Below are 14,020 nucleotides of genomic sequence, written 5' to 3' on the forward strand. Positions count from 1 at the left end.
GTGCTGACCGATCCCCGCTTTACGGCTGAAGTTGAAATCACCGTTCCGTTCCACGACGTCGATATGATGGGCGTGGTGTGGCACGGCAACTATTTCCGCTATTTTGAGATTGCCCGCGAAGCGCTGCTCAACCAGTTTGATTACGGCTATCGCCAGATGAAAGCGTCCGGCTACGTCTGGCCGGTGGTGGATACCCGGGTGAAATACCGCGACGCGGTGACCTTCGAGCAGCGCATTCGCGTCCGCGCCCGCATTGAAGAGGTTGAAAACCGTCTGCGCATCGCCTATCAAATCTTCGACGCGCAAACCGGGAAACGCACCACCACCGGCTACACCATTCAGGTGGCGGTGGAAGAAGCAAGCCGGGAGATGTGCTTTGTCAGCCCGGCCATTCTGTTCGAACGCATGGGGATCGCGCCATGAAGTGGATAACGCTACTCGCGCTGCTGGTAAGCCCGCTGGTTAACGCGGTCACGCTGGATGAACTGCAACAGCGGTTTGCGGAGCAACCGGTGGTGCGCGCACACTTCGAACAGACCCGCACGATCAAGGACATGCCTCAGCCCCTGCGCTCGCAGGGGGAGATGCTGATCGCCCGTGACAATGGCCTGCTGTGGGATCAAAAAGCGCCGTTCCCGATGACGCTGCTGCTGGATGACAAACGGATGGTGCAAATCGTCAACGGTCAGCCGCCGCAGACCATTACCGCCGACACTAACCCGCAGATGTTCCAGTTCAACCATCTGCTGCGGGCGCTGTTCCAGGCCGACCGCAAGGTGCTGGAAGAGAACTTCCGCATCGATTTCAAAGACCTGGGCGAAGGCCGCTGGTCGCTGGTGCTGACGCCCGTTACCACGCCGCTGGACAAGATTTTCGCCACCCTTGATTTGAAGGGCGCGATCTATCTGGAATCCATTCGCCTGAACGATAAGCAGGGCGACACGACGGATATCGCCCTCTCCCGCCACCAACTGACGCCCGCCCGCCTGACCGATGCAGAACGCCAGCGCTTTGCCGCACCGTAACGCCCTGCGCCCGGCGCTGCTGTGGGCCGCGGTATGCCTGATCCTGCTGGGTGTGCTGCTGTCGCTGCTGCCTGGCGCGCGGCTGAACAGCAGCGTGCTCGCCATGCTGCCGAAACAGACGCTCGGCGCGATCCCTCCCGCCCTCAACGACGGATTTATGCAGCGCCTCGACCGCCAGCTCATCTGGCTGGTCAGCCCTGGTAAACAGCCGGACCCGCGCGTGGCGCAGCAGTGGTTAACCCTGCTGCAACGCAGCCAGGCGCTGAGTGTCGTAAAAGGTCCGCTGGATGCCGCCGGGCAACAGGCCTGGGGAGATTTCTTCTGGCAGCACCGCAATGGCCTGGTCGATCCGGCCACCCGCGCCCGCCTGCAAAACGGCGGTGAAGCGCAGGCTCAGTGGATCCTGTCCCAACTCTACTCCGCCTTTTCCGGCGTGAGCGGCAAGGAGCTGCAAAACGATCCGCTGATGCTGATGCGCGGCGCGCAGCTCGCGCTGGCGAAGAACAGCCAGAAGATGCAGCTGATGGACGGCTGGCTGGTGACAAAAGATGCGGCCGGGAACTACTGGTATCTGCTGCACGGCGAGCTGGCAGGCTCTTCGTTTGACATGCAGCAAACCCACCAGCTGGTGACCACCCTCAACGCGATGCAGCAGACGCTGAAAAGCCAGTATCCACAGGCGCAGCTGCTCTCGCGCGGGACGGTGTTCTACAGCGATTACGCCAGCCAGCAGGCTAAAAACGATATTTCCACGCTCGGCGTCGCCACGGTGCTCGGGGTGATCCTGCTGATTGTGTCGGTGTTTCGCTCCGTGCGTCCGCTGCTGCTGAGCCTGCTCTCCATTGCCATCGGCGCGCTGGCGGGGACGGTCGTGACGCTCCTGCTGTTCGGTGAGCTGCACCTGATGACGCTGGTGATGAGCATGAGCATCATCGGCATCTCGGCGGACTATACGATTTACTACCTCACGGAGCGGATGGTGCACGGCGCGGAACACTCGCCCTGGCAAAGCCTGGCAAAAGTGCGTAACGCGCTGCTGCTGGCGCTGCTGACTACCGTCGTGGCGTATCTCTTCATGATGCTGGCCCCCTTCCCCGGCATTCGTCAGATGGCGGTGTTCGCCGCCGCAGGGCTGAGCGCCTCGTGCCTGACGGTAATTTTCTGGCACCCGTGGTTGTGCCGTGGCATGCCGGTTCGCCCGATCCCCCTGAGAGGGATGATGCAGCGCTGGCTGAACGCCTGGCGCGACAGCAAAGCCCTCTCCGTCGGGCTGCCGGTAGCACTGGCGCTGCTCTCCGCCATCGGGATCGCCAGCCTGCGGGTGGATGACGATATCGCCCGGCTTCAGGCGCTGCCGCAGGATATTCTGGCGCAGGAAAAAACTATCACCGCCCTGACCGGGCAAAATGTCGATCAGAAGTGGTTCGTAGTGTATGGCGCGTCGGCTCAGGAAACGCTGGAGCGGCTGGAGGCGTTTACCCCGGCGCTGGCGCAGGCGCAAAAAGCCGGAGAATTAACCCGCTGGCGCACCCTGCCGCTGAACTCGCTGGCGCGGCAGAACAGCGATCTGCAACTTCTGCGTAACGCCGCGCCGACGGTGACGAAAATGCTGCAAAGCACGGGGCTGAATGCCGTCGCCCCGAATCTGAACGCCATGCCTGTCAGCGTGGAGGCGTGGCTCGCCAGTCCGGCCAGCGAGGGCTGGCGTTTGCTGTGGCTGACGCTGCCGGACGGCAAAAGCGGTGTGCTGGTCCCGGTCGATGGCGTCAGAAACAGCGCTGCGCTCGGTGAGCTGGCCGCCCGCCATCCCGGGGTCGTCTGGGTTGACCGTAAGGCCAGCTTCGACAGCCTGTTTGCACTCTACCGCGCGCTGCTGACGGGGCTGCTGGGCGTGGCGCTGGCGGTGATTGCCTGCGGCGCGGTGGTGCGCCTCGGCTGGCGAAAAGGGCTGGTGGCGCTGGTGCCGTCCGTGCTGTCGCTGGGCGGCGGGCTGGCGGCGCTGGCCGTGACGGGCCATCCGGTGAACCTGTTTTCCCTGCTGGCGCTGGTGCTGGTCCTCGGCATTGGCATCAACTACACGCTGTTTTTCAGCAACCCGCGCGGCACGCCGCTGACCTCCATGCTGGCGATTACCCTCGCCATGATGACCACCCTGCTGACGCTGGGGATGCTGGTGTTCAGCACCACTCAGGCCATCAGCAGCTTTGGCATTGTGCTGGTGAGCGGTATCTTCACCGCGTTCCTGCTCGCCCCGCTGGCGATGCCGACTAACAAAGAGAACTTACCATGACCCGTTTCATTCGCCTGGCGGCAGTGATGATGACCCTGTTGCTGGCGGGGTGTAGCCATACGACGAACCGCGATGACGCGCGCCCTCAGGCCTGGCTCCAGCCCGGCACCCGCGTCACGCTGCCACCGCCGGGCATCACGCCTGCCATCCGCGCGCAGCAGTTGCTTACCGGCAGTTTTAAAGGCCAGACCCAGTCGCTGCTGGTGATGCTGAACGCCGATGGAAATAAAGTGACGCTTGCCGGCCTCTCCTCCGTCGGGATCCGCCTGTTCCTCGCCACCTACGACGACACCGGGATCCACACTGAGCAGTCGGTTGTGATGCCGCAGTTGCCGCCCGCCAGCCAGGTGCTGGCCGACGTGATGCTCAGCCACTGGCCCCTCAGCGCCTGGCAGCCGCAGTTGCCGAAAGGCTGGACGCTGAACGATACTGACACCAGACGCGAACTGCGCAACCCCGATGGCAAGCTGGTCACGGAAATTGCCTACCTGAACCGTAACGGCAGGCGCGAACCGATTAGCATTGTGCAGCACGCTTTTCACTACCACATCACCATTCAATATCTGGGTGACTGAGATGATTTACCTTTCTGCCGTTGGCATGGTCAACGCGCTCGGCAACTCGGCTGATGAAATAGCGGCAAACCTGAACGCTGGCGTGGCCCCCGGGATGCGCCAGCGTGCGGGCTGGCTACAGGGCTTACCCGAGGCCGTGCTGGGCGGGGTGGAGGGTGATCTTCCCCCTGTTCCCGGGTCTTTTTCTGCGCATCGAAGTCGCAACAACCAGCTGCTGCTGGCGGCGCTGGCGCAAATCCGGCCCGCCGTCGATGCGGCCATTGCGCGCGTGGGGCGCGACCGCGTGGCGGTGGTGCTGGGCACCAGCACCTCCGGACTGGACGAGGGTGATGAGTACGTGCGCCGCGCGCAGAACGGCGAGCGCAGTCCGCAGTGGCAATATCCGCAGCAGGAGCTGGGCGATCCGTCGCGCTTTCTCGCCAGTTGGCTTGCGCTGGACGGCCCGGCGTATACCATCTCGACCGCCTGCTCCTCCAGCGCACGGGCGATCATCAGCGGCCGTCGCCTGATCGACGCCGGTCTGGTGGACGTCGCCATCGTCGGCGGAGCCGACAGCCTGAGCCGCATGCCGGTCAACGGCTTCAACAGCCTGGAATCCTTCTCCCCGACCCTGTGCGAACCGTTTGGCCGCAACCGTCGGGGGATCACCATTGGCGAAGCGGCAGCATTGATGGTACTGACCCGCGAGCCGGGCGAGATTGCGCTCCTGGGCGCGGGGGAATCCAGCGATGCGTACCATATTTCCGCCCCACATCCGCAGGGCGAAGGGGCGATCCGCGCCATCACCCAGGCGCTGAACGAGGCGGGCATGACGGCGGCGGACGTCGGTTATATCAACCTGCACGGCACCGCCACGCCGCTGAACGATCGCATTGAGGCGCAGGTGATCCACGATCTCTTTGGCGACCGCGTGCCGTGCAGCTCCACGAAACATCTTACCGGCCACACGCTGGGCGCCGCGGGGATCACCGAGGCCGCCCTGAGCTGGCTGATCCTGACCCGAGACCTGCCGCTGCCGCCGCAGGATTTTTCCCGCTACGCGCCGGACGACACCCTGCCTGCCTTCGGCCTACTGCACCAGAGCGCACCGCTGAAAAAAGCGGTGATCCTGTCAAACTCCTTCGCGTTTGGCGGCAACAACGCCAGCCTTCTGCTGGGGAGAGTATGATGCGCTACTTACCACCCGGGGATTATCTTCCTCACGACACGCCGATGCTGCTGCTTGAGAGCGTGGAAAGCGTCACCGATGACCGCGCCATTTGCAACGTGACGGTGAACGAACGGGGCGTTTTAGCGCCGTTTCTGGACGCAGGCGGCAACCTGCCCGGCTGGTTTGCGCTGGAGCTGATGGCTCAGACCGTGGGCGTCTGGTCTGAATGGCACCGGATGCAAAAAGGGCTGCCGCACTGTGCGCTGGGTATGGTGCTGGGCGCGCGCGAGCTGGTGTGCGACGCAGGGCATTTTGCCGCAGGCTGCACGCTGACCATCACCATCGAACGTCTGATGCAGGATGAGCGCTTTGGCAGCTTCGAGTGCACCATTCATGCGGATAATATTTCCCTCGCCACGGGCCGCGTAAACACCTTCCAGCCGAGCGAGGAAGAATTAACCACACTTTTTAACCAGGGAACACCATCATGAGATCCGTACTGGTCACCGGCGCCAGCAAAGGCATTGGCCGCGCTATCGCCCTTCAGCTTGCGGCGGACGGTTTCACCGTCGGCGTGCATTACCATCGTGATGAAGCGGGCGCGCAGGAGACGCTGGAAGCGATTGTCCAGGCAGGCGGCGCGGGCCGTTTACTCACCTTTGACGTGGGCAACCGCGAGCAGTGCCGTACGGTGCTGGAACAGGCGATCGCTGACCACGGCGCGTGGTATGGCGTGGTCAGTAACGCCGGTATTACCCGCGACGGCGCATTTCCGGCGCTCAGCGACGATGACTGGGACAGCGTGATCCACACCAATCTCGACAGTTTTTATAACGTCATTCATCCCTGCATTATGCCGATGATCGGCACCCGCAAGGGCGGGCGGATCATCACCCTGTCGTCGGTGTCAGGCATTATGGGCAACCGTGGGCAGGTGAACTACAGCGCGGCGAAAGCCGGGATCATCGGCGCCACCAAAGCGCTCGCCACCGAGCTGGCAAAACGCAAAATCACCGTCAACTGCATCGCGCCGGGGCTGATTGATACCGGTATGATCGAGATGGATGAAGCCGCGCTGAACGCGGCGATGTCGATGATCCCGATGCAGCGTATGGGCCAGGCCGAGGAAGTGGCCGGGCTGGCGAGCTACCTGATGTCGGATAAAGCAGGCTATGTGACGCGACAGGTGATATCGATCAACGGAGGCATGCTATGACCCGCCGGGTAGTGATTACGGGCATGGGCGGCATCACCGCATTCGGCGAGGACTGGCCGACCATCTCGCGCCGTCTGCGCGAGTATGAAAATGCGGTACGTACCATGACGGAGTGGCAGGCGTATGACGGCCTGCAAACCCTGCTCGCCGCGCCGATTGAAGATTTCACTCTGCCCGCTCACTATACCCGTAAGCGCATTCGCGCCATGGGCCGCGTGTCGCTGCTCTCAACCCGCGCTACCGAGCTGGCGCTGGAGCAGGCGGGCCTGATCGACGACGCGGTGCTGACCAACGGTCAGACCGGCATCGCCTACGGCTCGTCGACGGGCAGCACCGGACCGGTCAGCGAGTTTGCCTCCATGCTCACCGAAAAGCACACCCACAACATCACCGGCACCACCTACGTGCAGATGATGCCGCACACCACGGCGGTGAATACCGGACTGTTCTTTGGCCTGCGCGGACGGGTGATCCCCACCTCAAGCGCCTGTACCTCTGGCAGCCAGGCGATTGGCTACGCCTGGGAAGCGATTCGTCACGGCTACCAGACCGTGATGGTGGCAGGCGGCGCGGAAGAGCTGTGCCCGTCGGAAGCGGCGGTTTTCGATACCCTGTTTGCCACCAGCCAGCGTAACGACGCGCCCAAAACCACGCCGTCGCCGTTTGACGTTCAGCGCGATGGCCTGGTGATTGGCGAAGGGGCGGGCACGCTGGTGCTGGAAGCGCTGGATCACGCCAGAGCACGCGGGGCGACAATCTATGGTGAGATCGTGGGCTTTGCCACCAACTGCGATGCGGCGCACATCACCCAGCCCCAGCGTGAAACCATGCAGGTGTGTATGGAGCAGTCGCTGGCGATGGCGGGCCTTAGCCCTCAGGACATTGGCTACATTTCTGCCCACGGCACGGCAACCGATCGCGGGGATATCGCCGAGAGTCAGGCGACCGCCGCTATTTTCGGCGACAGCGTGCCCATCTCATCCTTAAAGAGCTATTTCGGCCATACCCTGGGTGCCTGCGGCGCGCTGGAAGCCTTGCTGAGTCTGCATATGATGCGGGAGGGCTGGTTCACGCCGACGCTCAATTTAAGACAACCGGATGAGCAATGCGGCGCTTTAGATTATATTATGGGGGAAACCCGCCCGATTGATTGCGAATTTATTCAGAGCAATAACTTTGCCTTTGGCGGCATTAATACCTCGATAATCATTAAACGCTGGGCGTAACTATGTACCAGTTTGTACTGGGGAAGATCTCCACCCTTAGCGCGGACCCGCTGGCGTCAACGCTCGCAGACATGGCACCTCAGGGTGCGCGATACGCTTCCTGGCTTGCAGGCCGGACGCTGCTCGCCAGAACTTTATCCCCCTCACCGCTTCCCGAGATAATCTACGGCGAGCAGGGAAAACCGGCCTTCGCTAACGGCCATCCGCTGTGGTTTAACCTGAGCCACAGCGGGGACGATATTGCCATGCTGATAAGCGATGAAGGCGAGGTTGGCTGCGATATCGAAGTGATCCGCCCGCGGGAGAACTGGCAGGCGCTGGCGAATGCCGTTTTCAGCCTCACCGAGCATGACGAGCTGGAGCGTGAAGCACCGGAAGAGCAGCTTTCCGCATTCTGGCGCATCTGGACGCGCAAAGAGGCGATCGTCAAACAGCGTGGCGGCAGCGCGTGGCAGATTGTCAGCATTGACAGCACCGCCCAGTCGCTCCCGGTCAGCCAGCTTCGCTTCGGCTCGCTGAGCCTGGCGGTCTGTACTCCTACGCCTTTCAACTTAACGGCGGAATCGGTGACTTACTCCGGTATTTCTGCAGCATAAAAAACGGCCATTCGGGTTAAAACCGAAATGGCCGTTGTGCATTTAACGCGTTGCTAAGCTTATTTTAAATTATCAGGAAAGTTTTTTGGCAACTCGCTGGCAGCACACGCAATAACGCTATCGTCATTCGCACCGCAGTCGCGTACAAAAGTAATCGTCGCAAATTCATCAATCACTTCGGTTGGATACGCTGGCCCGGCATCACGGTAGCTGTTCATCAGCGGAATGTGATCGTTCTGGAAGCAGACGGTTTTTTCCGGATTATTCATGACCCAGCGTGGGAAGAAGATGGTGCCGTGGAACAGGCGGTCGCCCAGGTTCACAATCAGGCTCACGTCGGTACCGGTTGGCTCCGTCCAGGAAATTTTATAGATGCTTTCCCCGACGCGGACAATGTAGGCCTGCTGATCTTTCACCCAACGATTGCCCACCAGACCGCTGTGAATACGGTAGTCGAGCGTGTTCTCGTTTTTAACGTAAATTTCGTAGTTCCAGCCATTGTCGTAGGTATATACCAGATGTTTGCCGACGAAGCCGCTTAAATCATGTTTATCGAAGGTGCTCATAAGATGTCTCCTTTGTTTTGATGAGACGATCGTACCCCTTCAAAAAATGAATGAATAACGCTATGTTTGAATCAAATTCATCCAAAATTTAGATTAATCATGCACAAGACGACGCTCGAACAGTGGGCCTTGCTGGAAAGAGTCATCGAGGCTGGCAGCTTCGCTAAGGCGGCGGAAGAGACCCATCGCAGCCAGTCCTCGGTCAGCTATAACCTGTCGCTTTTGCAGGAGCGGCTGGGCGTAGCGCTCCTGATGACAGAGGGACGCCGTGCCGTGCTGACCCCGGCGGGTGAGCTGTTGCTGAACCAGGTTAAACCGCTGCTGAAAGCCTTCGCCTATGTTGAAACGCGCGCTGCGACCCTGCGCAGCGGGATGCGAACCCGTATCGACCTGATGGTAGACAGTATTTTTCCGCGCAGCCGGCTGTTCGCGATTTTGCGCCAGTTTCAGCAGCTGTACCCGCAAACGCAGGTGCGGCTTACCGAGGTGCTGGAAAACAGCCGCGCAGATGCGCTCAATGATGAGGCCGACGTGATGGTCTTAACCCGCCGCCAGGACATTACCGGCCTGGGCGAATGGCTGATGAATATCGATTTTGTTGCCGTCGCGCATCACGCGCACCCGCTGTTTGCGCTGGATACACCGCTTAACGACGAGATGCTTCGACCGTGGCCGCGCATTCAGATCGCAGACAGCCAGCCCACCGTTCGCCCCACCGGGGAGTCGTGGACATTCTCCACCATCGATGCCGCGATCGAAGCAGTGATGTATCAGGTTGGATATGGCTGGTTACCGGAAGAACGCATTCAGACCCCGCTCCAGCAGGGCATCCTCAAAATCCTACCCCTCAGCCACGGCGTTCGACGCGCCACGCCGCTGCACCTCATTGTTAAACGCTCCCTCAGCCCGCTGGACGAGCAGGTTGAGACGCTGTTGCGCCTTTTTAAACAGGAGCCGTCATCGTCAACTGCTACGCTTTAAGTTTTGAACCATAAAACGACAAGGAGTGAACGATGAAAATCGATTTAACGGGGAAAGTAGCGCTGGTGACCGCGTCCACCGGCGGTATTGGGTTTGCCATCGCCCGCGGACTGGCGGAGAGCGGTGCGGAAGTGATCGTCAACGGGCGCAGCGTCGACTCGGTGAACAAAGGCATTCAGGCGCTCCAGCAGGTGGTGCCAGGCGTACAGGTCCGTGCCGCCATCGCCGACCTGAGCTCGCAGGAGGGCGTTGACGAACTGCTCAGGGTCGCCACGCACGTCGATATTCTGGTGAATAACGCCGGGATCTATGGCCAGCAGGATTTTTATTCCACCGACGACGAGACCTGGGAACGCTACTGGCAAACCAACGTGATGTCCGGCGTGCGCCTCTCCCGTGCCCTGCTGCCCGGTATGGTACAAAAAGGCTGGGGTCGGGTAGTGTTTATCTCGTCAGAATCGGCCTGCAATATTCCTGCGGATATGATCCACTATGGCGTGACAAAAACCGCCCAGCTTTCGCTGGCGCGCGGTCTGGCGAAGTTCGTGGCAGGCAGCGGCGTCACGGTGAACAGCGTGCTGCCGGGCCCGACAATGTCGGACGGTTTTGCCGCGATGATGAAAGACGAGATGGAGAGAACCGGCAAATCGCTGGAGCAGCTGGCGAAAGCGTTCGTGATGGAGAATCGCCCCAGCTCGGTTATTCAGCGCGCCGCAACGGTAGAAGAAGTGGCGAATATGGTGGTGTATGTCTGTTCTATGCAGGCCTCCGCGACTTCCGGCGCGGCGCTGCGCGTTGACGGTGGCGTGGTGGATGACATAGTTTGACCCGTCAGCCCACAGGTTCGAGAAAAAATGAGATCGGATAGAAGGACTGTGAAGGTAAAGCAGGTAAACTAGTGAACAGAATGTGTATTTCAGCTAAGACGTATTTATGACCCATATGATTGCCGACGAAGCCGTGGCGAAGTCCAGCGTGCTCTCTGTCTTTGACTTTGATGGTACGTTGACGCACCACGACAGTTTTATTCCGTTCCTGCGCTTTGCCTTTGGCAAGCGCTACTTTGCGGGTCGCCTGGTGCGCATGGCCCTGCCCACGCTGCACTGCGTGCGTCGCAAGCTGACGCGTGATGAGCTGAAAGAGGTGTTGATCAAAACCTTCCTGACGGGGGTGGATGAGCACTGGTTACGTCAGCAGGCAGAGGCCTTCTGTGAAAAATACTGGAACAAGCTGATGCGCCCGGAAGGGGTCATGGCTGTCGCCAACGAAGTTAATTCCGGTGCGGAAGTGACGATTTGCTCCGCCTCCCCGGCGCTGGTATTGCAGCCGTGGGCCGATAAGCTCGGCATTAAGCTGATTGGCACGCAGCTGGAAGTGAAAGACGGCAAGCTGACCGGGCGGATCACCGGCAACAACTGCCGCTGCGCGCAGAAAGTGGCGAGGCTGGAAAAGGTGTATGGCGATCTGAACGCATATCACCTGCGCGCCTGGGGCGACACACGTGGCGACCACGAGCTGCTGGCGGCGGCGCAGGATCCGCACTGGCGCCATTTCCATCATCCGCGCAAGCGCCGAAACTCACCGATAATAAAGTAGCCTTTTGCCGGGTGGCGGTTGCGCCTTACCCGGCCTACATCCCAGTCGTAGGCCCGGTAAGCGAAGCGCCACCGGGCGATACATCAGGCCTCACGTTTCCCCGGGAACATCACGCTCGCAATAATCCCCAGCGCCAGAACCCCCAGCACCACAAACAGGCTTGCCGTGGCACCGATGTTATAACCGTGATGCCAGAAGTGATCGGTCGCATTCAGCCCCAGCTTGAACGCCACGAAGAACAGCAGTAACACTACCGCTTTCTCAAGATGCACCAGATACTGCTTCAGCGCTTCCAGCACGAAGTAGAGGGTACGCAGGCCTAGGATTGCGAACATCATGGCGCTGTAGATAATCAGCGGCTCGCGGCTGACGGCAATGATCGCGGGAACGGAGTCGAAGGCGAACATCACGTCGGACAGCTCTACCACCGCCACGCAGAGCAGCAGCGGCGTCGCGTAGCGCTTCGCCTTCTTCACGCGACCTACCATCACATCCTTGTTTTCAGGCTTCTCCAGCTCGGCGTCCACCTCTTTTTGGGTCAGGATAAACGCGTGGCTGCTGATTTTTGGCCAGACCGGATAGAAGCGTTTTACCAGGCGGTACGCCAGATGGTTGGAGTAATCCTCGACTTCATCACTCTCTTCATTGCGTTTCAGCATCATCACCGCCGTCCAGCCGACGACCAGCGCAAAAATCACCTCAACGTATGGCCCCAGGCTCAGCAGGCTGGTGCCGATGGCAACAAAAATACCGCGGAACACAATCGCCCCCAGCACGCCCCAGTAGAGCACGCGGTGACGATACTTATCCGGCACGCCGAACCAGGCGAAGATCGCCATCATCACAAACAGGTTGTCGACGGAGAGCACCTCTTCCAGTGCATAGCCGGTGAGGAACAGACTGGCCATCTCCGCGCCGTGGTGCACGTATAAGAAGCCAGCAAACGCCATCGCCATCATGACCCAGAAGATGGACCACATGGCCGCGCTTTTCAGCGAGATCGGTTTATCGTGACGGTGCATGAAGAGGTCGATAAACATCGCCCCAACGGCCATCACCACAAAGACAACAACGGTTTCCGTCGGGAAACCGAGATGAGCAGCAGACATAGACAACCCTTTTAAGAAGACAAAACACAACACCATGCAGGCTGGCGTAAACCAGAAGTGAGAATGGGGGAACGTGTTATTCGCCTATACCCCACAAAACCGCAGCTCTTTGGCTGCGCAAGGTGTGTACTTTACCTCACAACGGGGGGTGGCGCATCTGTCGTTTAGGCTCACGAGGTAAAGCCCGTTAACTGTGAGTCACGTCTTATTTACATCATTTAAACCTTCCATTAACTGGATAAAAAGAAGGCGCCGACGCTATAGTGGTTTTGTTTAATAAAACAGAGTTGTACCTGATAAAACCAAGAACAGACCCTGCGAGGAACACATGACAGAACATATTCGTAATGGCACTGCCGCCACTGAGGACATAGAAAGAGAGACTATGCGCAAGGTGATCTGGCGTATCCTCCCGTTTCTGATAGTCAGTTATCTGGTCTCCATTATCGATCGCGGCAATATCGGCATGGCTTCGCTACAGATGAATGAGGATCTCGGTCTCAGCAAAGCGGCGTTTGGCTTCGCCAGTAGCCTCTATTTCGTGGCGTATTTTCTGTTTGAAGTTCCAAGCAATCTGGCAATGCAGAAAGTTGGCGCACGTCTGTGGATCCCCCGCATTATGATCAGCTGGGGGGTGGTATCCATGTGTATGGCACTGGTACAAAACACGACGTCGCTTTATATCGTGCGTTTTCTGCTGGGTGCCGCGGAGGCGGGCTTCTTCCCCGGCGTCGTACTCTTTCTGACCTGGTGGATCCCTTCCCGCTACCGTGCGCGAATTATCGCGTCCTTTATGGTCGCGATCCCGCTGGCCAATTTTATTGGCTCGCCGCTGTCCGGGTTGATTCTGTCGCTGGATGGATGGCTGGGTCTGCGCGGCTGGCATCTGCTGTTTATCATTGAAGGTTTACCCGCCGTCCTGCTGGGTATTGCCGCCTGGTTTGTTCTTCGCGATCGTCCGCACCAGGCTAACTGGCTTAACGCGGAACAGAAAAAATGGCTGGAAACGACGCTTGAAACCGAGCGTCAACAGCAAAAAAATATCGGACACCAGACGACATGGCAGCTGCTCAGGCATCGTCAAATCTGGCTGCTGGCGCTGATTTACGCAGGCGCGTCATCAGCGGGCACCACCATCAGCGTCTGGTCACCGCAGCTGCTGAAATCGTTCCGCCTGGATAATCTGGAGACGGGTCTGTTCAACGCCATTCCTTACGGTCTGGCATCCGTACTGATGATTGTGTGGGGACGCAGTTCGGACCGAACCAACGAACGCCGCTGGCATACCGCTCTGACCCTTTTCATTATTGCCGCAGGCGTATTTGCCGCCTTTGTCAGCGTCTCTCTTTCCGCCACCATTGTTATCCTGAGCATCATGCTGATAGGGGCGTATTCAATGAAGGGGCCTTTCTGGGCGCTGGCGTCAGGCTGGATGAGCAGCACGTCGGCGGCTGCGGGGCTGGCTGCAATTGGCGCCATCGCTAACCTTATCGGCGGTGCGGTGATGGTCAACGCTTACGGTATTATCAACGAACGGACGGGTAGCCACACGCTGGCCATGCTTCCTCTGGCGGCGTTATGCGTCACGGGGGGTATCGCGGTATTGGTGATGGGACGCCAGGCCCGCAATGCTCAGTTGCATGAAAAGCAGGTCACCCATTAGACATAACAAAAGCGGGACGCACGTCCC

At 59.6% G+C, this 14,020-nt stretch carries 15 protein-coding genes; 13 read left to right on the forward strand and 2 right to left on the reverse strand.

Annotation, left to right across the window (positions count from 1 at the left end; all coding sequences use genetic code 11):
• From ACQG1K_RS21070 to acpT, 9 genes are read left to right on the forward strand one after another with little or no spacing between them, the layout of a single operon-like run.
• The gene (locus ACQG1K_RS21070) at positions 1-423 is read left to right on the forward strand and encodes an acyl-CoA thioesterase (RefSeq protein WP_023298814.1); all 423 of its coding nucleotides are present in this window, start codon (positions 1-3) and stop codon (positions 421-423) included.
• The gene (locus ACQG1K_RS21075) at positions 420-1,025 is read left to right on the forward strand and encodes an outer membrane lipoprotein carrier protein LolA (RefSeq protein ID WP_023307141.1); all 606 of its coding nucleotides are present in this window, start codon (positions 420-422) and stop codon (positions 1,023-1,025) included. Before ACQG1K_RS21070 ends, ACQG1K_RS21075 begins: the two co-directional genes overlap by 4 nt.
• Positions 994-3,315 carry an MMPL family transporter gene (locus ACQG1K_RS21080; protein ID WP_367075811.1) on the forward strand — a complete coding sequence of 774 codons (2,322 nt, stop codon included), beginning with the start codon at positions 994-996 and terminating at the stop codon, positions 3,313-3,315. Before ACQG1K_RS21075 ends, ACQG1K_RS21080 begins: the two co-directional genes overlap by 32 nt.
• A complete protein-coding gene (locus ACQG1K_RS21085) occupies positions 3,312-3,890 on the forward strand; it encodes a DUF3261 domain-containing protein (protein WP_367075809.1) in 579 nt (192 codons plus the stop codon). The genes ACQG1K_RS21080 and ACQG1K_RS21085 overlap by 4 nt, the downstream gene beginning before the upstream one ends.
• A gap of 1 nt (position 3,891) precedes the next feature.
• Positions 3,892-5,058, forward strand: coding sequence for a beta-ketoacyl-[acyl-carrier-protein] synthase family protein (locus ACQG1K_RS21090; RefSeq protein ID WP_063201343.1), 1,167 nt, complete (start codon positions 3,892-3,894; stop codon positions 5,056-5,058).
• The gene (locus ACQG1K_RS21095) at positions 5,058-5,531 is read left to right on the forward strand and encodes a 3-hydroxy-fatty acyl-ACP dehydratase (RefSeq protein WP_045622214.1); all 474 of its coding nucleotides are present in this window, start codon (positions 5,058-5,060) and stop codon (positions 5,529-5,531) included. Before ACQG1K_RS21090 ends, ACQG1K_RS21095 begins: the two co-directional genes overlap by 1 nt.
• A complete protein-coding gene (locus ACQG1K_RS21100; RefSeq protein ID WP_032626847.1) occupies positions 5,525-6,256 on the forward strand; it encodes a 3-ketoacyl-ACP reductase FabG2 in 732 nt (243 codons plus the stop codon). The genes ACQG1K_RS21095 and ACQG1K_RS21100 overlap by 7 nt, the downstream gene beginning before the upstream one ends.
• Positions 6,253-7,482, forward strand: coding sequence for a beta-ketoacyl-ACP synthase (locus ACQG1K_RS21105; RefSeq protein ID WP_023298820.1), 1,230 nt, complete (start codon positions 6,253-6,255; stop codon positions 7,480-7,482). The genes ACQG1K_RS21100 and ACQG1K_RS21105 overlap by 4 nt, the downstream gene beginning before the upstream one ends.
• Before the next feature lie 2 nt (positions 7,483-7,484).
• Positions 7,485-8,078 (forward strand): 4'-phosphopantetheinyl transferase AcpT, encoded by a 594-nt coding sequence (gene acpT / locus ACQG1K_RS21110; RefSeq protein WP_367075806.1) that lies wholly within the window; start codon positions 7,485-7,487, stop codon positions 8,076-8,078.
• 59 nt (positions 8,079-8,137) lie between these two features.
• Here the strand turns inward: acpT and ACQG1K_RS21115 are convergent, their stop codons facing one another.
• Positions 8,138-8,644: a phenolic acid decarboxylase gene (locus tag ACQG1K_RS21115; RefSeq protein ID WP_022649694.1), complete on the reverse strand. Its 507-nt coding sequence runs from the start codon at positions 8,642-8,644 to the stop codon at positions 8,138-8,140.
• A 99-nt stretch (positions 8,645-8,743) separates the two neighbouring features.
• On the opposite strand from ACQG1K_RS21115, the gene ACQG1K_RS21120 reads away from it, so the two are divergent.
• From ACQG1K_RS21120 to ACQG1K_RS21130, 3 genes are all read left to right on the forward strand, one after another.
• Complete coding sequence (locus tag ACQG1K_RS21120) at positions 8,744-9,625, forward strand: LysR family transcriptional regulator (protein ID WP_023298821.1); 882 nt, start codon at positions 8,744-8,746, stop codon at positions 9,623-9,625.
• 32 nt (positions 9,626-9,657) lie between these two features.
• Positions 9,658-10,452, forward strand: coding sequence for an SDR family NAD(P)-dependent oxidoreductase (locus ACQG1K_RS21125; protein WP_022649696.1), 795 nt, complete (start codon positions 9,658-9,660; stop codon positions 10,450-10,452).
• A 106-nt stretch (positions 10,453-10,558) separates the two neighbouring features.
• Positions 10,559-11,221: an HAD family hydrolase gene (locus ACQG1K_RS21130; RefSeq protein WP_367075802.1), complete on the forward strand. Its 663-nt coding sequence runs from the start codon at positions 10,559-10,561 to the stop codon at positions 11,219-11,221.
• Between the two features lie 83 nt (positions 11,222-11,304).
• Here the strand turns inward: ACQG1K_RS21130 and ACQG1K_RS21135 are convergent, their stop codons facing one another.
• Complete coding sequence (locus ACQG1K_RS21135; protein ID WP_023298822.1) at positions 11,305-12,330, reverse strand: TerC/Alx family metal homeostasis membrane protein; 1,026 nt, start codon at positions 12,328-12,330, stop codon at positions 11,305-11,307.
• Between the two features lie 328 nt (positions 12,331-12,658).
• Between ACQG1K_RS21135 and ACQG1K_RS21140 the strand changes: the two genes are divergently transcribed.
• Entirely contained in the window at positions 12,659-13,993 is a 1,335-nt protein-coding gene (locus ACQG1K_RS21140; RefSeq protein WP_367075800.1) for an MFS transporter, read from the forward strand.
• Positions 13,994-14,020 lie beyond the last annotated feature (27 nt).

It is taken from the genome of Enterobacter cloacae complex sp. 402C9 (assembly GCF_050030745.1).
GTDB classification, from domain to species: Bacteria; Pseudomonadota; Gammaproteobacteria; order Enterobacterales; family Enterobacteriaceae; genus Enterobacter; species Enterobacter intestinihominis.